12 protein-coding genes are annotated in these 21,616 nt (G+C 72.8%); 5 read left to right on the top strand and 7 right to left on the bottom strand.

Going from position 1 to position 21,616, the window contains the following annotated elements; all coding sequences use genetic code 11:
* Positions 1-39 precede the first annotated feature (39 nt).
* On the bottom strand, positions 40-7,560 hold the full coding sequence (locus ACSURM_RS37230) for a type I polyketide synthase (RefSeq protein WP_436960586.1): 7,521 nt from the start codon (positions 7,558-7,560) through the stop codon (positions 40-42).
* A 248-nt stretch (positions 7,561-7,808) separates the two neighbouring features.
* Between ACSURM_RS37230 and ACSURM_RS37225 the strand changes: the two genes are divergently transcribed.
* On the top strand, positions 7,809-8,381 hold the full coding sequence (locus tag ACSURM_RS37225) for a gamma carbonic anhydrase family protein (RefSeq protein WP_436960584.1): 573 nt from the start codon (positions 7,809-7,811) through the stop codon (positions 8,379-8,381).
* Positions 8,378-9,940 (top strand): MFS transporter, encoded by a 1,563-nt coding sequence (locus ACSURM_RS37220; RefSeq protein ID WP_436960583.1) that lies wholly within the window; start codon positions 8,378-8,380, stop codon positions 9,938-9,940. The genes ACSURM_RS37225 and ACSURM_RS37220 overlap by 4 nt, the downstream gene beginning before the upstream one ends.
* Positions 9,941-10,080: 140 nt before the next feature.
* On the opposite strand, the gene ACSURM_RS37215 is transcribed toward ACSURM_RS37220, so the two are convergent.
* Positions 10,081-10,287, bottom strand: coding sequence for a chaplin family protein (locus ACSURM_RS37215; protein ID WP_436960581.1), 207 nt, complete (start codon positions 10,285-10,287; stop codon positions 10,081-10,083).
* Positions 10,288-10,678: 391 nt separating this feature from the next.
* Positions 10,679-11,971: a hypothetical protein gene (locus tag ACSURM_RS37210; RefSeq protein WP_436960579.1), complete on the bottom strand. Its 1,293-nt coding sequence runs from the start codon at positions 11,969-11,971 to the stop codon at positions 10,679-10,681.
* A 675-nt stretch (positions 11,972-12,646) separates the two neighbouring features.
* Here ACSURM_RS37210 and ACSURM_RS37205 point away from each other — a divergent pair.
* Genes ACSURM_RS37205 through ACSURM_RS37195 form a run of 3 tightly spaced genes read left to right on the top strand, consistent with a single transcriptional unit; the run spans position 12,647 to position 17,149 of the window.
* Complete coding sequence (locus tag ACSURM_RS37205; protein ID WP_436960578.1) at positions 12,647-13,930, top strand: amidohydrolase family protein; 1,284 nt, start codon at positions 12,647-12,649, stop codon at positions 13,928-13,930.
* A gap of 7 nt (positions 13,931-13,937) precedes the next feature.
* Positions 13,938-15,410, top strand: a complete 1,473-nt coding sequence (locus ACSURM_RS37200; protein ID WP_436960576.1) for a glutamate--cysteine ligase — start codon at positions 13,938-13,940, stop codon at positions 15,408-15,410.
* Positions 15,407-17,149 (top strand): flavin monoamine oxidase family protein, encoded by a 1,743-nt coding sequence (locus tag ACSURM_RS37195; protein WP_436960574.1) that lies wholly within the window; start codon positions 15,407-15,409, stop codon positions 17,147-17,149. Before ACSURM_RS37200 ends, ACSURM_RS37195 begins: the two co-directional genes overlap by 4 nt.
* A 374-nt stretch (positions 17,150-17,523) precedes the next feature.
* On the opposite strand, the gene ACSURM_RS37190 is transcribed toward ACSURM_RS37195, so the two are convergent.
* The 4 genes from ACSURM_RS37190 to ACSURM_RS37175 form a co-directional block, all read right to left on the bottom strand.
* On the bottom strand, positions 17,524-18,324 hold the full coding sequence (locus ACSURM_RS37190; RefSeq protein ID WP_436960572.1) for a hypothetical protein: 801 nt from the start codon (positions 18,322-18,324) through the stop codon (positions 17,524-17,526).
* 160 nt (positions 18,325-18,484) lie between these two features.
* On the bottom strand, positions 18,485-19,723 hold the full coding sequence (locus ACSURM_RS37185) for an amidohydrolase family protein (protein ID WP_436960570.1): 1,239 nt from the start codon (positions 19,721-19,723) through the stop codon (positions 18,485-18,487).
* A 35-nt stretch (positions 19,724-19,758) separates the two neighbouring features.
* Positions 19,759-20,343: a pyruvoyl-dependent arginine decarboxylase gene (locus ACSURM_RS37180; protein ID WP_436960568.1), complete on the bottom strand. Its 585-nt coding sequence runs from the start codon at positions 20,341-20,343 to the stop codon at positions 19,759-19,761.
* 34 nt (positions 20,344-20,377) lie between these two features.
* Entirely contained in the window at positions 20,378-21,559 is a 1,182-nt protein-coding gene (locus ACSURM_RS37175; protein ID WP_436960566.1) for a carboxylate-amine ligase, read from the bottom strand.
* Between the last annotated feature and the right edge of the window lie 57 nt (positions 21,560-21,616).

Here is a 21,616-nt window from a genome sequence, read left to right as displayed (position 1 = left end):
GCCGGAGGCATCCTGCGCGGCACCGGGCTCCCCGGCGTGTCACTGGTCCGGCCTGAGCCGCCGCAGGCAGCGCCGGGCCAGGTCGTCGACCGTGGTGCTGTCGAAGATCTCCACGGCCGACAGGTTGCAGCCCAGCCGCTGGTTGACCATCGCCAGCAGCTCGGTCGCCATGAGCGAGTCCAGTCCCATCTGGTCGAGGCGCCTGTCGCCGGGCACCCGGTCGGCGGTGGTCTGCAGGACCTGGCAGAGGCTGTCGGTGAGGACCTCCGTCACCCGGGCGAGGGCCTCCTCCGGTGACGCGGTGGCCAGTGCCTCCAGCAGCGCGGCACGGCCCGTACCGCCGGAATCCTCTGGCGGCCGTACTCCGTCGAATCGGGCGGCGCCGAGCGTCGCGAAAGCGTGCCGGGTCACGCGCCAGTCGATGCGGGCGACGACCGCGACCTCGTCGCCACGTGCGGCCAGCACCCCCAAGGCGGTCAGCGCGTCACCCGGCGGCACCGGGTCGAGGCCCAACTGCCTCATGAAGTCGCCGATACCTTCTCGGGCGACGTAGCCGACCTCGTCCACGGCCCCCCACGCCACTGCGAGGGCCGGCAGGCCGGCTTGCCGGCGTGAGCGGGCCAGGGCCTCCAGGTAGAGGTTGGCGCCGCTGTAGCCGGCCTGGTGCGCGGTGCCCAGCAGGGAGGCGGCCGACGAGTACAGGACGAAGACATCCAGGTCGCGGCCTCGGGTCAGGCGATCGAGCACGTCCGCGCCGCCGGCTTTGGGCTCCAGGACCTGCCGCAATCGGTCGGTGGTCAGCTCGGCGAGTGGTGCGTCGTCGACGACCATGGCGGCGTGCAGCACCCCCCGCAGCCGGGGTCCCGTCGCGTCCACGGCGTTCAGCACGCTCTTCATGGCAGTGGCGTCGGCCACGTCCGCCGCGTGCACGGCTACCGTCACTCCCCGCTCTCGCAGATACCGCAGGAGCGCCGGGGCTTCCGGCGTGTCGGCGCCGCGCCGCCCGACCAGGGTCAGGTGCCGGGCGCCGCGGTCGGCGAGCCAGCGCGCGGTGGCCGCCCCGAACCCGGTGAGGCCGCCGGTGACGAGGTAGGTGCCGAGCGGGTCCGGTGCGTACGGCTGCGGCACGTCCCGGAGGGCGGGCTCCTCTTCGAGGGAGATCACCACCTTGCCCACGTGGCGCGAGTGCTGCAGTGCCTCGAAGGCGTCGGAGACCCGGTCGGCGGTGTAGACGTAGTGCGGAACGGGGCGGTAGACGCCGTCCGCCACCCGCTCGGCGACCTCGGCGAACCGCGCCGCCAGCAACTGGGGGTCGGTGTGTGCCAGGCCGGCGAGGTCGGCGGCACTGAAGGTGAGATTGTTCAGGAACGGCCGCAGCGGCAGCCCGCTGTCCGCGTACAGGTCGTGCTTGCCGAGTTCCACGAAGCGTCCGCCGGGGCGCAGCACTTCGAGTCCGCGCGCCATCGCCTCGCCGGACAGCGAGTTGAGGACGACGTCCACGCCGTCGCCTCCTGTCATCTCCATGAGGCGCTGGGCGAATCCGGGCGACCGTGAGTCGAGCACGTGCCGCACGCCGAGCAGCCGCAGCAGGTCGCGCTTGGTCGGAGTGCCGGCGGTGGCGACGACGTGGGCGCCGACGTGCTCCGCGTACTGCAGGGCCGCCAGTCCCACGCCTCCCGCGGCGCCGTGCACCAGGACGGTCTCCCCGGAAGTCAGCTGCGCCAGGTGGTGCAGGGCGTGGTGGACGGTGAGGAAGACGGTCGGCAGCGTGGCCGCCGGGCAAAAACCCAGGTGGTCGGGGACGCGGGCGGCGAAAGCGGCCGGGACCGCCACGTGGGAGCGGAACGTCGTGCCGCCGAACGCCATGACCCGGTCTCCGGGGGTGAAGCCGGTGACGCGGGCACCCACGGCGAGGACCGTCCCCGCGCACTCCATGCCCAGGGCGAATTCTCCCCCGCCGGTGTCGTGCTGCCGCTGGTCGAAGGGCATCGCGCCCACTGCCTGGAGCGCGTCCCTGTAGTTGAGGGCGGCGGCCCGCACGGCGATGAGCAGATCGTCCGGTCCGGCTGCCGGTACGGGCGCCGGCGACCAGGCGAGCCGGTAGGAGCGGCCCGGGTCGCGCAGGCGCAGCGCGTAGGAGGACGCGGTGCCGGCCCGCAGGGGCCGGGAGAGGTCCGTCGTCTGCCGGACGCGGGGTACGAATCGGCCTGACCTGGTCAGCAGGATTTCGTCCTCCGGACCGGGGTCGGTCAGCTCGGCGGCCAGCCGTTCGGCGTCACCGACGGGATCGGTGGCGTCGAGGGAAACCCGCCGGACCTTCAGGTCGGGGTAGTCGTTGCCGAGGCTGCGGGCCATCCCCCAGGCATAAGCCGCCATGGGATGGAGCGGGCGTTCGGGTGCGGGCAGGGCCCCGGACGGCGGTGTGACGATCCACAGCCGGACCCCGGCTCCGTCCCCCGCCTCCGTGCGGCGGTGGGCGGCCCGTGCCACGCCGCGCAGGACCGCCGCGTGCTCCAGGGCCCGTTCCGTCTCCAGCCGCCGGGCGCCCGCGGCACCCTCCGTCCCGTCCTCCCCCAGCAGGAACACGACCGTGGCGGGCTCCGGCTGTCCGGCCAGGAGCGTCGTCCAGCGCTCGTCGTCGCCCGTCGGCGGCACGACACACACACGCGGTCCGCCTTCCGGCGCGAGCCGGTGCGCCAAGGCGGACGCCAGCGCGCCGCGGGACGCCTCGGCCACGATGATCCAGCCCGGCTCCGTACCGGCCGGTGCCGGGGCGGGCGGGGGCACCGGGGCCGGGCGAGAGGTCCGCCGGGCCAGCAGAACGGAGAACTCGTCCTCGCGCGGACCGTCCGGCGGGGCCAGCCGGATGACGTCCTGGAAGCCTTCCTCGGCCAGCAGCCGCCGCCAGCCCTCGCCGGTCAGCAACGGCCCGTCCGGGCGCAGCGCCGTGTCCTGCTGATTCCAGAAGCCGGGCAGCAGCCCGAAGACCAGTGCCAGGTCGGCCGTCGTGTGTGCCTCCACGGCCAGCAGCAGGCCGTCGTCGGCCAGCAGCCGGCACACACGGCCGAGCGCGGCGCGGAGGTCGCCCGCGACATGCAGGGCGCTGCTCGCCACCACCAGGTCGTAGGCGGCTTCCGCGAAACCCTGCTCGACCGGGTCGCGGTCGAGGTCGAACGTGTGGTGGCCGACGAAGTCGTAGGCGCCGAAGCGCTTGCGGGCGCGGGGGAAGAAGGCCGACGACACGTCGGTGAACACGTACTGCGTGCGGTCGGGTGGCAGTTCCGGCAGCAGGAAAGCGGTCGTACCGCCGGTTCCGGCACCGACCTCCAGGACGCGCAGCGGCCGGTCGGCCGGCCAGTCGCGCACCAGTGCGCGCACGGCGGCGCGGGCCGCCCGGTTGGGGAACGTCGTCAGCCCCCCGCTCGTGTAGAACTCCTCCAGCAGGTACCGGTTGGCCTCGGACAGCAGCTGTTCGGCCGGGTCACGGTCGCCGCGCAGGAGGGCCGTCAGCCGCTTCCCGCACCGGCCCAGCAGTGCCAGGTCCACGGCGCGTCCGGAGGGCCGGGCGATCGCGGTCCGGAAGCGCTCCTCGGGGCATGCCGTCCCCACCAGACGCCAGGTGCCGTCCGCTCCGTCCGCTCCGTCCGCTCCGTCCGGCACCTGCTCGGCCAGGCCGTGGGCCTGCGCGTTGGACAGCAGTACGCCTAGCAGCTTGGTGTACTGCGCCAGGACTCCCGCGCGGACGAGCTCCGCGACGGTGAAGGGGCGTTCGCCGCCTCCGGTCTCGTGCAGCAGGTCCCGCACGGACCGCGCGGCGAAGTGCGCCGTCAGCTCGCGGATCACCGCGGGGAAACCCGGATCGTCGTCCCGCCGCCATGCGGCCGTGGCGCGCCGCAGCTCGCCCGCGCACCGGCGTGCGATGGTCCCCGGCAACGGGACCGGAGGACCCGCTGAAAGCGTCTGCCCGGCCCGGGGTGCCGCCCGCATCACCGTCGTCATGTACGGCGCGGCCGCAGGTCCGGTCTCGTCGAACCGGCGCATCCGGCATCCCTCCAGGGTGACGCAGACCAGCCCACCGGGAGCCACCACCGTCGCGTCGAACAGCACCTCGTGCCCGGAGACGGAGTGCACCGCCACCAGGACGTGGCCTCCGGAGGGGATGCGGCGCCAGGCGCGGACGCGGTCGAAAGCCACCGGCAGGTACCGGGCGTTGCGGGGCACGTGCTCCTGTACGACGGGGGAGGCCGCCTGCAACGCGCCGTCCAGGAGCGTGGGATGTGCTTCGTAGACGGAGGCGGTGTCGGTCGTGCCCGTGTAGCGCATCAGCACCCGGGTGCCGTCGAAGCGGAGGTCGTCCATCACGCGGAAGGCGGGGCCGTAGCGCAGACCGCTGCGCTCCGCGTCCGCGTACAGTTCCTCGGGCGGCTTGGACCGGGGCAGCTCCCCGGCGATGCCCTCGACGTCGAGCGTGGCCGGCAGTGCCGCGTACAGCCGCCTGACGCGGCCCCGCGCGTGGTGCCGCCAGCTCTCCTCGCGGCCAATGCGGGAGGCGATCCGCAGGGTGCCGTCCTCGCGCGCCAGCGACGTCTGGATCTCCACGTTCTCTTCGGTGGCGTCGAAGGGCAGGACGAGCGCCTGCGGGATACTCAGGTGGGTGATCTCCACCGGACCGTCGTGCACCCGCCGTCCTGCGGCGAGGGCCATCTCGATCAGTCCGGCGGCGGGCATCACGGCGGCGTCACCGACCTTGTGGTCGGCCAGCCAGGGCACCCGGCCCGGTTCGAAGGGGCCGTGCCAGGTGGGATCGGCGACCGCCGCGCGCTCGCCGAGCAGCGGATGGTCGACCGTCCCGTCACCGTAGCCCCGCTGCCACAGCGCGGGGTCACCGTTCCAGTGCCGTTCGCGCTGCCAGGGGTATCCGGGCAGGTCCACCACGCGCCCCGGGCGCGGGAAGAAGACAGTGGGGTCGGCGCACGCGCCCGCGGCCAGCACATGGGAGAGACACGCGCGGACGCCTGCCGGGCCCGGGGCGTCCCGGCGCATCATCGGCACCACGACTGGCCGCTGCTGCCCGTCCCCCGCCGTGCGGCGCAGACAGCCGGCGAGCACCGGGTGCGGGCCGACCTCGACGAAGTACGAGCAGCCCGCCTCCCGCAGCGCGCCGGCCGCGGCGCCGAACAGCACCGGCTGCCGCAGATTGCGCCACCAGTAACCGGCGTCCAGCTCGGTGCCGGTCAGCAGGGTCCCGGTGGTGGCGGAGGCGTATCGCAGAGGGGCCCGGCGGCCTTTCAGCCCGGCGAGGGCGTCGAGCAGTTCTTCCCTCAGCGGGTCCATGGCGCGGCTGTGGAAGGCGTAGCGCAGGCCCAGGTCCTGGAAGAAGACGTCCTCCCGCCTCAGCCTGTCCCCGAGATCGGCCACGGCGGCACGGTCACCGCTGACGGTGACGTCACGCGGGCTGTTCACCCCGGCGATCTCCAGCCGGCCCTCGTACGGCGCGAGCCACTCCTCGACCCGTGCGGCATCCGCTCCGACGGCGGCCATGCCCCAGTCGCCCTCGGTCGACGCCTGGGCCCGCGAGCGTGCCACGACCACCCGGGCGGCCTCGTCCAGGTCCAGGACGCCGGCGGTCCAGGCCGCGGCCATCTCGCCCGCGCTGTGTCCCACCACCCCCGCCGGCCGGACGCCGTGGGAACGCAGCACGGACACCAGCCCCACCTGTACGGCGAAGAGCAGGGGCTGGGCCACGTCGGTGGTGTCCGGACGGCGGTCGCCCGCGTCCGCGGCCAACTCCCGCAGCACCGACCAGCCGAGCAGCGGCCGCAAGGCCTCGTCGGCCTCCGCGACACCCGCGCGGAACGCCGGTTCCTCTGCCAGCAGGTCCCGCCCCATGCCGGCCCACTGCGCGCCGTTCCCAGGGAACGCCAGGGCGACCGTGGCGCCGTCGGCCCCCTCAGCGAAGGCACCGGCCGCGTCCGGGCCGCCTCCGACGAGGTTGTCGAACTCCGCCGCGGCCTCCTGCGGTCCGCCGGCCAGCACGACCGCGCGGTGCTGATACCGTCCGCGCCGCAGGAAGGACGTGGAAGCCAGGTGGTAGTACTCCTCCGGCGGGCACTGCCGCAGGCGCCCGGCCATGCGCCGGGCCGCTTCGGCGACCGCGCCGGGGGTACGGGCGGACACCAGCACCGGCAGCCGCGTGGCGCCGTCCGGGGAGAAGCCAGAGTCCTGCGCCGGCGGGCCGGCGAGGACGACATGGGCGTTGGTCCCGCCGAACCCGAAGGAGTTGATTCCGATCACGGCCCGCCCGCCGGGTCCGCCGGACCGCAGCGGCCCGCTCTCCAGGCCCGGCGCCAGGCGCAGGCCCTCGAAGTCGATGGTCTCGCTGAGCGGGCGGGCGTACGGGCTCGCCGGCACCCGGCGGTGACGCAGCATCAGCAGTGCCTTGCACAGACCGGCCATGCCCGAAGCGGGCTCCAAGTGGCCCAGCAGACCCTTGACCGAGCCGACCGGCAGGGGCGAGTCCGCCGGCCGGCCGCGTCCCAGGGCCCGGCCCACCGCCTGGCACTCCACCGGGTCGCCCACGGGCGTACCGGTACCGTGCATCTCCAGATAGGCCACCTCGTCGGGGGACACCCCCGCGGCCGCGTACACCTCGCGCAGCAGCGCTTCCTGTGCTTCGGCACTGGGCATCGTCAGGCCCGGTGTGTGTCCGTCGTTGTTGACACCGCTGCCCAGGATCACGGCGTACACACGGTCGCCGTCCTCCAGTGCGCGGGTGAGCGGTTTGAGGAGGACGAGTCCGCCACCCTCCGAGCGTACGTACCCGTCGGCGTCGGCGGAGAAGGGCCGGCAGCGGCCGGTGGGAGAGAGCATCGAAGCCTTGGCGAACCCCACGAACCCGGGCGGACCGAGAAGCACGTTCGCTCCACCTGCCAGCGCCGCGCCGCAGCGGCCGTGACGCAATGCCTCACAGGCGTGGTGCACGGCCACCAGCGCCGAGGAGCAGGCGGTGTCCACGGCCAGGCTGGGCCCCCGCAGGTCCAGGACGTACGAGACGCGGTTGGCGGTGTTGGCGGTGGCACCGCCCGTCATGGTGTGGGCGTCGACACTGATCGGGTCGAGCCCTTGCAGGTGGGCGAAACTGTGGTCGGAGACCCCGACGTACACGGCCGTGTCGGAGCCTGCCAGGTGGGCGGCAGGGTGTCCGGCGTCGTCGACGGCCTCCACGGCCATCTCGAGGAACATGCGCTGCAGCGGGTCCAGCCTCGCGGCCTCGCGGGGGGACATGTTGAAGTACTCGGCGTCGAACCCCTGGACATCCGCGAGAAAACCGCCCTTCGCCACATACGTCTTCCCTGGGCGCCGTGGGTCGGGGTCCAGCCATCTGCTCGCGTCGAAGCGGTCGGGTGGCACGGGACCGGTCAGGTCCCTGCCCTCGATGAGAACCGGCCACAGCGCGTCGAGGGTGTCGATGCCTGCGGGCAGCCGGCAGGCCACGCCGACAATGGCGATGGCGTCACCGGAAGGAGTGGACGGGGACGGGTACGGAGAAGTGCGCGGCATGGATCTCCCCTTGGCTGGCTGCTCGGGTGACTACGGCGGGCGGGACCGCGGAGACCTGGCAGGCGACCAGGGACATACCCTCACTATAGGGACGAGCTCATCAACAGGCCAAGGGGAAGACGGGAGTTCGAGCGTTACCTCGGGCGAGTTGGGAGGCGCTTGGTCCCTGGTGGCGGCGGGTAGCCCCCCGGTGGGCGGGACCACGGAAGCGACACATGAGAACCGAGCCGAGTTTTCCTGGGAGCCACATGGAAGAGCGCTCGACCGCACGCAGGGAAGCGCTCGTCCGCGGGCTGAGCGGACGTGCTCCCCGTATCGACTCCACCGCCTTTCTCGCCCCGACTGCCGTTCTGCTGGGGGCCGTTCGCGTGGGTCCCCGGGCGAGTGTCTGGTACAACTCGGTCCTGCGTGCCGACTGGGACAACATCGACATCGGCGAGGAGTCCAACGTTCAGGACGGCGCCGTCCTCCACTCCGACATCGGCTACCCCGTGTGGCTCGGCGCGCGCGTCACCGTCGGCCACAACGCCACCCTGCACGGCTGCCACGTGGACGACGACGTGCTCATCGGCATGGGCGCCGTCGTACTCAACGGCAGCCGCATCGGTTCCGGCTCGATCCTGGCGGCCGGCACCGTCGTCCCGGAAAACCGGCACGTGCCCGCCCGCTCGGTGGTGGCCGGGCCCTCGGCCACGCTGGTACGCACGGCCACGCACGCCGACCTCGACCTCATCGCCGTACACGCCCAGGCGAACCGCAGCCTGACCAGCCTCCACCAGTCCTCCGAGGACCCGGCCTGCCCGGCCGGAGGGCATCCGTGAGGCCCGGCACCGAACCGGCACGGCACCCCCGGCTCGTCCTGACGGTGGTGTGCACCGGCGTGTTCATGGCCATGCTCGACAACCTGGCCGTCACCAACGCGCTGCCCACCATGGGTGCGGAATTGAGCCTTGGCATCAGCGGACTCCAGTGGGCCATGGCCTCCTACACCCTCGTGCTCGCCTCGACCCTGCTGTCCGCGGGCACCGTCGGCGACCTGATGGGGCAGCGGTGGGCCTTCCTCGCCGGACTCGTCGGCTTCATGGCGGGCTCCGCCATCGGCTCCGCGGCCACCACCCTGGCCACGCTGGTGGCCGGACGGGCCCTCCAGGGCCTGGGCGCCGCCGTGCTCCTGCCGGCCGGCGCCGCCCTGCTGCGCCACACCTACCCCGACGCCGCCACGCGGGCCCGCGCCCTGGGTGTGCGCGGCGCGGCCGGCGGGCTCGGCGTGGCACTCGGCCCCGCGGTCGGCGGTCCCCTGACCGAAGTCCTGGGCTGGCGCAGCGTCTTCTGGATCAACCTGCCCGTCGGTGCGGCGGCACTGCTGATCGCCCTGCGAGTACTGCCACACCCGCCCGCCGCACCCGCGCGGTGGGACCCGGCCGGCCAGATCCTGGCCATCACCGGCCTCGGCAGCCTCGTGTACGGTCTGGTCCAGGGGCCCGTCGACGGCTGGGGCGCACCGGCAGTGGTGGCCGCCCTGACGGTGGCGGTCGCGGCGCTGTCCGCTTTCGCGGTGGTGGAGACGCGGGTGTCGCTGCCCCTGCTGAGCCCCGCCCACTTCCGCGCTCCGGCGGCCCGGGCGACCGCGGTGGCCTGCTTCTCCTCCAGCATGGGACTGTTCGGCGCCACCTTCTTCCTGAGCCTCTACCTCCAGGACGTCCTGGGCTGGTCGCCGGCCGGCGCCGGCGCGGTGTTCCTGTCGGCCTCGGCGTTCATCGCGCTGACCGCGCCCTTCGCCGCACGGCTCACCGTCCGCCGTGGCATCCGCGCCCCGCTCGTCCTGGGCCTGGCACTCAACACCGTCGTCCTGTCGGGGCTCAGCTTCTACGGCCGGGACGCCGCCTACGCGAGCTACGCGTGGCTGCTGCCCATCCTGGGCGTCGGTACCGGGCTGCTGTTCGTCCCGACCGTCATCACGCTGATCGAACACGCTCCCGCCGACCGGGCCGGCACGGCCTCGGCGCTCGTCGACACCCTGCGGGAGGTGGGCGGTGTCCTCGGCGTGGCCGCGCTCGGCTCCATCCTCACCGTACGGATGCGCGTCGCCCTCCACGATCGCGCCACGGACGCCGGCCTTCCCCCGGACGCGGCCGGTCACCTGGTGCGGACCGTCGTCAACGACGGCCCGGCCCACGGGTTCGCAGGAAGCTACACCGGTGCGGGCGCCCTGCGGGTGACCTCTTGGGCGGAGGACTCCTTCATCGACGGCCTGCGCCTGGCCCTGCGGTGCGGAGCCGTGGTACTGGCCTGCACACTCGTGGCGGTCCTCGTCCTGCTGAGGCGCGCGCCCGTGCAGCCGGAACGACCACCGGCGTCTTCGGTGACGGGCCGCGGGTGACAGCGTCACGCAGGAGGGGCGGGGCGCATCGTACGGAGGTCGGCGAAGCCGGCGCGACCCGTATGGTGCGGACAGGCGTTCCGCCCCGCGCTGACGCTGCCTCGCCGAATTACTCCTCCTCGCGACCGTCCTCCCCTTCTCTAGAAGTATGGGCCGACCCCGCCGGCGGCACTGCCGACGCCTTGGGCGACACAGGTGATTCCGCTGTTGCCGCACTCGTTGCGCGGCAGGTCCAGCGGCAACCCGATCGCGTTACCCGACAGGGTGCCCGTGCCCGCGACCGTGGCCCCCGATGCCCGGGCGCTGCCGTGGTTGGCACAGCTGTTGCCGAAGGCGGGGTTGCCCACCCGACAATGTTCGCGTGTGCCGGTGCCCCCGACACCGCTACCGCCCCTAGCGCCGTACCCACCAGCACCGCCCGCTTGCGCGCGGACCAGACCTGTGCCGCCATGCCCATGCTCAGCTCCTCACCGTACAGGCCGACACCTCTCAATGGGCCAGTCGGCCGTTCTTACGCTCGTCGCATGCCTAACGACCGACCACCGCCCACAACACGGTCGGTCACCGAGCTTTTTCAAGCCGGCCACCGGTCGGGGGCTGATGGGCCGAAAGCACATCGTGCAAGGCCCCCGGCCGTTGAACGACAGAGCCGGACTGTGTCTGACGACGGCCAAGATGCCTCGGCCGTCCGGGTCCGGTGCGAGGGCCGCCACGAGTACGAGAACCGGGTCAGCGCCCTCACGCCGGCCGAGCTCCGGGACCACCGCCGGCCCGTGCTGGATCGACGGCCGGGTCCGGAGCCAGCAGGAGAGTCTCATAGCGGTGGTGATGGCGGTGGGTGAGGCGGTGGTGCAGAAGGTCGGCTGCCTGCCGCGGACGGCCGGCCTCCACCAGGGCGCGGGCGTAGGTGTCTTGGATGATCTCGCGTTCCACACGGACGCCACCGATCCGCTCGGCCTGTTCGCCCAGCGGAGCGAGCAGGTCCACGGCCTGGCCCGGTCGCCCGGCGGCCATGTGGGCGAGGGCGCGGGCGATGGGAGCAAGCACCTCGCCGTACTCGCCGCGTTCGTCGGCTGCGGCACGGTCGGCAAGGGCGTGCAGTCCCTCGGTGTCGGCGGCCACGGCCAGGGCCAGGGCGAGCTGGAAGGTGTGGAAGACCTCCGCCCATCCGCCGGGTTCGGCCAGCAGCCGGTGGATGTGCTCCAGGTCGCTGGTGCGGGCCGGGGCCTGGCCGGCCAGCAGCAGGCGCCAGTTGGTGGCCGCGCGCATCCCGACGTCACCGCGGTGCAGTTCGGTGTCGGCGCGTCGCCGTGCCGCGTCCAGGTTTCCGCCGGCCAGGTCCTGCAGAGCGGCGTGCCACTGCAGGTGCCGGCGCTGCAGGGCGTGCGGGTCGGCGGACAGCCAGGAGTCGACGAACGCGGTGCAGGCGGGCCCGGTTCCCTGTTCGTGTTCGGCGTGCGCCCGGGCGTGCACGGCCACCCCGGAGCGCGGTTGCAGTGACAGGGCGTGCTGGGCGAGCTGCCAGGCTTCGTCGGTGGCGCCCTGTTCGGCCAGAGCGGCGGCCGCCCAGGATGCCCACGGCCACGACTCCTTGCCCGCCACCCGGTACTGGGACACGGCCAGATGCCGGCCGTGCTCCTGGTAGGCGGGGTCCGCGTACAGGGAGAACGCGGCCAGCAGAGGCCCGGCCAGCACGTCGGCGGGGTACTGGGCCAGGTGCACCACCAGATGGTCGGCCGTGGCCTGATGCTGGTTGTGCGCCGACAGCCACAGCCCATGGATCAGTGACGCCAGATGCCTGTCCGCCGCCCGCCCGGCCGCGGCGTGAGCGGTCTGCAGGTGCGTGCGCACCTCTTGGTGCTCCATGCGCTCCCTGTCCGCGTACGCCCACAACGCCACCGCCAACGGCGACTCCGGTTCCTGCTCCGCCCACTGCCGCAGCCCCGGAAGGGCCCGGCCGCTCATCGCCAGCCACTCCCCCACCGCGCCCTCGCCGGCACCCAACACATCCGCGTCCCGTGCTGCATCCACGTACCCGTCCCTCCATACCCACGCCGCACCCCTCGCACCGTGAACGAGTCTGAAGTCGGCTGAAGGGCCTGCCTAACGAGTGGACACCCGCCGCGGTCACAACTGACGCGCACGCGACGACCGGGCGCGGCACGACCAGCGCACCGCCGCGGCCGAGGGCCGTCCCCCGTCCGGCACGCCTGCGGGGGTGCGCTGCCGACATCGCCACGACGCGGCCGTACGACCCGGGCGGGGTGCGTAAGGCCGAGGGAGCGGGGATGCCGCCTCCGTCTGGGGAGCCGGGGCGCTCGGTCAGCACGGCGGTGTACGCGGGTTTCTTGCCGTAGTCGGCGTGGAAGAGTGGCGGGGTGCCACCGACGCGCCGGGGGTGCTCGTCGGCGATGCCGGTACTACGCAGGGGCCACAGGTGTAGGTGTCGCTCTCTCGGAAACTTGTGTGTCCGCCGCGTCCGGAAGGGGAATTGCCTTCTCTGCAGCGCAGAACAAGCCACCCGTGTCGCGGCCGAAGCTCACCGAAGCGGCGTGAAGACATCGCAGCAACCCCGCTCACACGGCTCCGTCGCCGCACGGAACCGTCGCCACCTCGGTGGTTACCGGACAAACGGCAGTCACCGACGAGTTCTTCCCGTCTCCATTGCCTCCGTTTGCCGCCCCGGTGCCGGGTCACTACATTTCCATGCGCTGGACAGTGACCGCGAGACACCTCTGGGACGGAGTATCCGATGCCCCTGTGGAGGGCTGCGCGGTACTGATCGAAGACGGCCGGATCAAGGCTGTCGGCAAGAAGGCCGACATGCCCTGGGACGCCGACCGGATCGAATTGCCGGAGCACACCCTTTTACCGGGTCTGATCGACTGCCATGTGCATCCCGTCGACACTCCTGACGCGACCGACAGCGATGTGATGGTTCCGCTGGGCGTCCGGCACCTCAACGTGGTCACCGCGCTGCGCACCTTGTTGTCCAAAGGGTTCACCACTGTCCGCACGATGGGCAGCGCGCTGCCGGATCCGCTGGTGACGACCGTGCGGGATTCCGTCGACGCGGGTCTGATCAGCGGGCCGCGCCTGCACATCGCCCCGCACATCATCTCCGCCCGCGGCGCCCACGGGGACGTGAGCGCCTCGCTGGGCAGTCGGCCGGACGTCGAGGTGGGGGTCCTCGCCGACGGTGAACACGAGATCCTGCGCGCGGTACGCAGCGAGGCCCGGCTGGGCGCCGACTGGATCAAGTTCGGCGGCACCGGAGGCTTCTTCTCCCCCTCGGACAGCCCCGGGCAAGTCACCTACACGCGGCGCGAGATGGAGACCCTCGTCGGCGCCGCCACCGATCTCGGCCTGCCGTGCGCGGTGCACGCCTTCGGTGACGAAGGCGTGCTTCGGGCGGTGCGGGCGGGCGTGCGCTCGGTGGAGCACGGCTCCCTGGTCAAGCCCGCGACCCTGGCGTTCATGGAGGAACGCGGGACCTTCCTCGTGCCTACCGCGACAGTGCTCTTCAGGGCCGTGAACGCCGTGGACGACGACGAGTACTGGCGGCAACGGACGCCGCAGGCACGGCAGAAGTTCCGCACCCACCGTGAAGGGTTGCGCGCGGGCGCGCACGCCATCGCGGAGAGCGGTGTGAAGATCGCCTACGGCACGGACGCCGGCGTGCTCCCCCACGAGGACGTCCAGGCCGACTTCGTCACGATGGTCGAGAACGGAGTTCATCCGCTGCGGGCGCTGAGAGCGGCGACGAGCACGGCCGCGGAGCTGCTGCGCGCCGACGACATCGGCCGGATCGCTCCGGGGACGCACGCCGATCTCGTGGCCGTCCGTGGCGTCCCGCTGCGGGACATCACCGCCATGACCCGGGTGGAGCTGGTCGTACGGGGCGGGGTGGTCGTCCGCGACGACACCGGCCGGGGGGCCGGCGCGGCCGCGGCCGGTGACGGCGAGCGCGGCCGGCGGGACACGAGGTAGCGGCGGCATGACGGACGAGCGGGAACACGCGGTCTTCCGGCAGCGCCTGGAACAGTCGCTGGGCGTGCTCCGGGAACTGGTCTCCCGGCCCCCGGAGCACGACGCGGAGATGACCGTCGGCGCGGAGCTGGAGATGTTCCTCATCACGCCGGAAGGCGACCCCGCGCCGGTCAACGACCGGGTGCTCCGCTCCGTCACCGACCCCCGTGTGAGCCTTGAGGTGAACCGCTACAACCTGGAGGTGAACCCGTCCCCGGTCGGCATCCGCGGGCGTCCCTTCAGCGCCCTGCACGCCGCGACGGCGCTACTGCTGCGCCGGGTGCGCACGGCGGGCGCGCCGCACGGGACCCGGCCTCTGCTGATCGGCATGCTCCCGACGCTGCGCCCGGAGCACCTCTCCCTCCCCTTCGTGTCCGACCACCCGAGGTACCGTTCGCTGGAGCAGGCGCTGGCCCGGCGGCGCGGACACCGTTTCTCCTTCCGGATCGAGGGCGGGGAGGGACTCCGGACGTACGGCGACAGCCTGGGTCTGCAGGGCGCCGCCTGTTCCTGGCAGATCCACCTGCGCGTCCCGCCCCGGTCCTACACCCGCTTCTACAACGCCGCCCAGCTCGCCGTGGCGCCCGTACTCGCCGCCTGCGGCAACTCCCCCCTGCCACTGGGCAAGTCGCTGTGGGAGGAGACACGCATCCCCTGGTACGAGCGGGGGTTCGGGGAGCGCGTCGTACCGGGGACCCGGCCGCGCGTCTCCTTCGGCCGGGACTGGTTGCGCGCGGGGGCTCTTGAGCTGTTCACCGACACGGTCCGCGGTCACGAACCGCTGCTGCACACGCTGTCCGACGAGGAGCCGCGCGCCGCGGTGCGCGGTGGCCGTACGCCCCGGCTGGCCGAGCTCCGTACGCAGCAGAGCACGGTGTGGTCGTGGAACCGGCCGGTGTACGACCCCGCCGACGGCGGCCACCTCCGCATCGAGTTCCGCGCCCTGCCCTCCGGGCCGACCCTGACGGACATAGTGGCCAACGCCGCTTTCCTGCTCGGACTGGTCCTGGACGTGGCGTCCGAGGACCTGGAGCCGGCGGCTCACGTGCCCTTCGCCCTGGCCCGGGCGGACTTCTACGCCGCCGCCCGATTCGGCTTGGAAAGCCGGCTGCACTGGCCGTTCGCTCCTTCCGGTCACGCGGTGCCGCACCGGGCCGCCGGCCTCGTCCTGGGCCTGCTGCCGCATGCCGCGCGGGGACTGCGCCGGGCGGGGGTCCATCCGGACGAGGCCGGCCGGTGGCTGGCGGTCGTCGAGGAGCGGGTCCGCACCGGGCGGACCGGGGCCCGCTGGCAGCGCGCCATGCTGGATGCCCAGTCCCCGGCCAGGTGCCGGCAGGCGGCGGCACACGCCCTGGTGCGGCGCTACCAGGCACTGAGTGAACCGGACCTCCCCGTCCATACCTGGCCGGAGGAGGCAGCGGCCCGAGGAGTACCGGGATGAACGCAACCGACCAGTCGCCCCCCAGCGACCTGCAGGCCGACTTCCCCTTCGACTACGCCGCCTACGTGGCCGACGGCCGGCGCGTGGGAAGGCTGCCCGCCGGCACCCCGCCGCCGCCCGTGGCGGTCGTGGGAACGGGCGGTGCCGGCCTGACCGCGGCGTTCGAACTGCTGCGCATCGGCTGCCGTCCCGTCCTCTACGAAGCCGAGAGCGACCCGGACGGACCGGGCGGCCGCCGGCTGGGCGGCCGGATGTACTCGCGCCGCCTGGACCCCGCCGACAGTGCCGTCGTGGAGCTGGGCTGCATGCGCTTCCCGGACTCCGCGCGGCTCCTGCGCCAGTACGCCGACGCCTTCGGTCTGCACTGGAGCCCGTTCCGGGAGAACTACGCCTTCCCCACCACACCGACGACCGTGTGGCACGTCGACGGCCAGCGCCACGACGTGCGCCGCCTCACGGACCTGTACGCGCACCACCCGACCTTCCGGGAGGCGCACGAGGGCTGGTCGCGTGCCCTGGACAGGATCGGTTTCCACGCGCTGAGGCGGGCGCTGGCCGCCCGGGACCGGGCGGGCGCCCGGGAAAGGTGGGCCCACATGGTGCACCGGTTCGCGCACTGGAGCTTCCACCGCTTCCTCGTCGACCCCGGGGGCGCCGGCCTGACGGCGGAACAGGCCGCCGTCCTGGGCACGGCCGGTGTCGGTCCGGTGGCCTGGGACGTCTTCTTCGAGTCCGCGTTCCTGGAGGTGGTACGGCTGCTCACCGCCAGTCACGGCGGCACGATGTACTACATGCGGGAGGGGATCAGCGCACTCGCGGAATCCTTCTGGTCCCACCGCACCACCGACCCGGCCGGCCGTCCGGTCAGTCTGGAGGAGGCCAACGCGGGCGGTGTCCGCCCGGCGGTGACCGCGCTCGAGGTGCCGACCACCGCGGACCGTCCCCTCACGGTGCACAGTGCCGACGGACGCGCCGACCGGTACGCGTCGGTCGTCTTCACCCCGCAACTGCACGTGCTGGAGACGTCCGTCGACGTACGTTCGGCCGGGCCCGGCCGTTCCCCCTTCGGCCCGCGCCTGTGGCGGGCCGTGCGGCGGCTGAGCTACTGGCCCAGCGCCAAGACCGCCCTGGTGCTGCCCTCCCCCTTCTGGGAAGGCAGCAGCATGGACGGCGTCACGATCACCGACCGTCTGCCGCGCGCCAGTTACACACTGGACTACGGCCCGCCGCGGGCTCCCGGCGGCCGTCGTGCCGTGCTCGACCTCAGCTTCTCCTGGGCCGAGGACGCGATGAAGATCGCGGCGTCCTCGCTGGAGCAGCGGGTGGAGATCCTCGTGCGCGAGCTGTGCGACATCCACCCGGACGTGGCGGACCGGCTGCGCCGCTCGGCGCGGGACGCCGCCGCCCTCACCGTGTCCTGGGAGAACGAACCCAACTTCCGGGGGCTGTGCCGTCTCTCCCGCCCGGGTGACCTGCGCTACCAGTGGGACCTGTTCTCACATTTCATGAAGGACTTCGCGGGCGGCCCGGTGGTTCCGGGAGAGCCCCCGCACGGTCTTTTCCTGGCCGGCGACGATGTCTCCTGGTCCCCCGGCTGGCTCGATCACGCGATGACCTCGGGGCTCAATGCCGCCTGGGGAGTCATGCGCCATCTCGGCGGCACCGCGCTGCCGGACAATCCCGGCCCCGGAGATCTGTGGACCGACCCCGATTACCGTCCTGTGCCGTCCGCGGACTAGTGATCCCGAGGATGCGTGGAGACGGCACCGATGTGAGCGGATCCGCTTATCGGCAATGGAATTCTCGTCCCGGTAACTCGCCGTCGTCCGCATGCGGACTGTTGCCCTCCCGACCCCGGCCGGCGGATGTGACAGGACCTTTCCCTTTCATCCCCGGTGAATTGGGCCACGGCAGTGGCGGGAGACGAGGCCGATACAAGGGTCCAACGCGTCCGGTGCCGTCACACCGGGCCCGGCGATGCCGGTACGGCTGTCGCGGCGCGCGCCGCCGTGAAGGGCACTGCCGGTCGCGCACCGGCACGACCACCTCGGCGCGGCCCGCCTCCCCCGTGGGCCGCTCGGAAGTCCTCCCCGTCGAAGGCCGCCGTCCGCGGTCACACGCGTGACCACGGCAGGATGCCGCGGCTGCCCGTGTTCCCCGCCCGGCCGTGGACGTACACACCCGGCGCCGGTTCACGGGCCGGATGGCGTCGGCTGCCGCAGCCGCGAGCCGCCGTTCTCGGGCCCGACCTGCGGGCCAGCCACCGGGTCCACGCCGTCCACCACGACTCCGGCCGCGCTTGCGCGCCCGCCAGCCACCGCGCGGGATCCTCGGGAAGCCGTCCGCCGCGCCCCAGGCGGGTGGCCTTCGGCCGGGGCGGATTGATCACGGCTCCCACGTGGCCGGACGGTACGAGGTGGAAGGATGCCTTGCCGCCGAGCGAGCGGGCTCCGAGGTGGACCGACTCCCAGGGCACGATGTGGTCGCGCGCGCCGGCGACGACGAACGTGTCCACGCGGATGTCCGCCAGGCGCAGTGGCCATCCGCCGAGGGAGACTTCCCCACGGGCGAACAGGTTGTCCCCCATCAGCCGCATGCTCTCCTCGAAGAGCGGCCGGGTCACGGCGATCCCGTCCTCGCTCCACGCCACGATGTCGAACGGCGCAGGGCGGTCTCCCTGGAACCAGCCGCGCGTCAGCGGCTTCCACAGGGTGTCGTTGGCGCGCAGCAGGTCGAAGACAAGACCGATGCGCTGGCCGGAGACGAGGTCCCCACCACCCGTCAGAAACCCGGTGAGCCTCAGTAGTTCCCTGCTGCCCGGTGGCCGGCCGGTTTCCGGGTCCGTGTACTCGAGACCGGCCATGAGCAGGCTCAGCGTCGCGGCCCGCTGCTCCCCTCGCAACTCCTGCCCCACCCCGTCGGGTCATTGGGTCGTCCACTCACGCGGTGCCTGGTCCCACTTTCGAGGCGCGGACATCCTCGGCAGAGTCCCCGTCACCCCACCGGAGCTACTGCGACACCCGGATGCCACTTCCTGGACCGGGAGTCCTGTCTTTGTCGGCAGCACGGCGAATTCAGACCGCTCCGTCCTGGTGGTGGCGTCGTACCTTTCCTTTCTGCATGACGAAGTCGATCCGTCCCATGAGGTCGATGTCGGCGAGCGGATTACCCGGCACGGCCACGAGGTCGGCGTGCGCGCCCGGCCTGATCCGGCCGAGGGCGGGCTGCCGCAGCAGTTCGGCGGCGTGTGAGGTGGCCGCGCGCAGTGCCTGGAGCGGGGTGAAACCGTGCTCCACGAGGGTGGTGAACTCGCGCCAGTTCTCCTCGTACGGGAACATCCCTGCGTCCGATCCGAAGGCGATGCGCGCCCCGCTGTCGGCGACGAGCGGGAAGTGCCGGCGGAGGCGGTCGGCGTGCTCGGCGTAGCTGTCCCGCAGCAGGTCCGAACGGCCCTGCCAGAAGGCGTCGTTGTCGAGGCGGTCCAGGTAGTACCGCTGGGCGTAGTGGGTGGGTACCAGGAAGACGTCCCGCTCGGCGATCGCGGCGAGGGTGTCCGGCCCGGTCAGGCAGGCGTGCTCGATGCTGTGCACGCCCGCGCGGACGGCGCGGCGCACGGCCTCGTCGCCGAAGGCGTGCGCGGCCACCGGGAGGCCGCGGTCGGTCGCCGCCGTGACGATGAGGTCCATCTCGTGCTGGGTGTAGCCGATGTCGGTGACGCAGTCGCTGGGAGAGGAGAAGCCGCCGCCGGCGGCGAACTTGATCCAGTCCGCGCCGGCCCGGGCTTGGGCGCGGACCGTGCGCAGGACCGCGTCCGCGCCGTCCGCGAGGGTGCCGACGATCCGGTGGTAGCGCTCGGCGATCCTGGGTTGCTTGTCCCCGTGACCGCCGTGCGCGCTGATGATGTTGGGGGCGACCAGCATGCGCGGGCCTTGCAGGTGGCCTTCGTCGACGGCGCGCTTGAGGGAGACGTTCAGGGGCTGGTCGGCGCTGCCGAGGTCGCGGATGGTGGTGAACCCGTTCATGAGCAGCGTGGTGAGGACCGGAACGGCGCGGACGGCCTGGTAGGCGATGGCCTCGGTGTCGTGGGAGTCGTCCAGGACGTGGACGTGGCAGTCGATCAGTCCCGGAAGCAAGGTGTGGCCGGGCAGTTCGATCACGGTACCGTCCGGGGTGCGGGGCCGTAGCCGGTGGCCGGTCTCGGCGATGTGGCCGTCGCTGACGCGGACGTCGACGCCTTCGGCCGGCTGCTCGGCGGTGCCGTCCCACAGGCGTTCGGCGCGCAGGACGACATCTGCCGGAGTACGTGCGGGCATGGCAGTCCTCTGTGGTGGCTGGGAGGGGCGGGCATTCAGAAGAGGAAGACAAGCGAGGCGACGATCTTGACGTGGTCGCCGTCGTCCGGGCCCACGGCGTCGACCGCCGCCGCGTGGACCGTGACGGGCGTGTCGGCGATGACGTAACGGCCCCTCCCCGGGCGGTACTCGGCGTCCGCGTCGAAGTCCGCCTCTCCCAGTTCCAGGGCCATCGCGGTCAGCGCCATGCGTACGGCCTTGTCCCGCGCCTGCGCGGCGTCCTTGCCGACGGCGTCCGCCTCGTGCACCTCGGCCACGCAGCCCAGGCCTCCGTCGTCGGGCACCGCCACGCCCACGGCGGTGCCGATCTTCGCCCCGGGCGTGCTGGTCTCGGCCAGTGCCTGGATGGCGAACAGGATCTGTCCGTCCCGCAGCAGCCCGCCGCCCTCCTCCCTGTCGATCAGCGCACAGTGCGGCGGGACTCGGCTGGAGACCAGTACCCGGTTGACCCTGCCGAGTCCGGCGTCCATGTACATCAGGTCGTGGGCCTGGAGTTCGTACCGGTGCCGGCCGACACCGGTGGTGAAATACATCCGGGTCGGGACGAGCGCGGGCCCGGACAGCGAGGTGGGATTGCTCATGGGTTCCTCCTCCTGCGTTGACGGATGACCGGGGTCAGGTGGCCGGGACGGCGAGGTCGTCGACGACCGCTTCGAGACGTCCGGCGTGCCGCTCGGCGATCCGCCGCTGGCGCATCGCGCCGTTGCCCGAACGCCGGACGCGGTCGAACCACTCGCCGACCGGGGCATCGTCGCCGCAACGGCTGAGGTACGGCTCCACCAATGCCCACAGGTCGTCGGTCTGGCGCAGCACGGGAAGCGAAGGGCAGTCCGGGGCCTGCGTGGCGGGGAGCGTGCCGGCCGTGCCATAGCGGGCCGCGCGCCAGCAGGCAGCGCGCAGGACCATGTCGGGCACGTCGGAAGCGGGGGCTCCCTCCCGGACCAGGCTGAGGGCATGGGCGACGAGCGCGCGGACGAGCAGGGCGTAGGCGACGGTGTCGGCGGCCTCGGGGAGGACGTCCGCGATCCGCACCTCGACGGTGGGCACGTGCCGGGAGGGCCGCACGTGCCAGTACAGCATCGCCGGGTCCAGCGCCGCACCGCTGTCGACGACCCGGCCGACCAATGTCTCGTACCGTGCCGCGGAGCCGAGCAGCGGTGGCGGGCCGGCGGCCGGCCAGCGGCTCCACACCATCGAGCGCCAGCTGGCGTACCCGGTGTCGTCGCCGTCGAAGAAGGGGGAGTTCGCCGTGAGCGCCAGCAGGAGCGGCATCCAGCAGCGCAGGTGATCCACCACCCGTACCGCCAGCTCACGGTCGGTCACGCCGACGTGAACGTGGCACGCGTTCACGCACTGGTGGCGCACCAGCGCGCCGAAACGGCTCTCGATCCGGTGGTAGCGTGCCTTGTCGAGGATCGGTGGCGGACCGGGGTCGCCGAGCACCGGACTGCCACTGGCCACCAGCACGCACCCCTGCTCCGCGGCGACCGCGGCGGCGCCGCCACGCAGCCGCGCCACCTCGCGGCGCAGTTCCTCGCCGGTGCGGCACACGGCGCTGATGCTCTCCACCTGTGCCTGTGCCATCTCCGGGGCCACGTGGTCCTCGCCCATCCGGTGCCGGGCCGCGAGCACGACCGCGGACGCCTTGCGGACCGCCGCACGGGTGCGACGGTCGGCCAGGACGAACTCCTCCTCCACCCCGAGCGTGGGAACCGGCGGACCGGTGCCGCCCGGGGCCCGCGCGGGGAAGGTTCGGTCGGCCGTGGCGTAAACCGCGGATTCGTAGGGCTCAGGCACAACCGCCTCCTTCTCGCGCCGACGCGGCTGGTGCGCATCCCGGTGATCGAGAGTGAC

Origin of the sequence: Streptomyces sp. SudanB182_2057, from assembly GCF_964272715.1 — a bacterium.
In the GTDB taxonomy this organism is placed as follows: domain Bacteria; phylum Actinomycetota; class Actinomycetes; order Streptomycetales; family Streptomycetaceae; genus Streptomyces; species Streptomyces rubradiris.
This window is presented reverse-complemented; position numbering and strand designations above follow the sequence as displayed.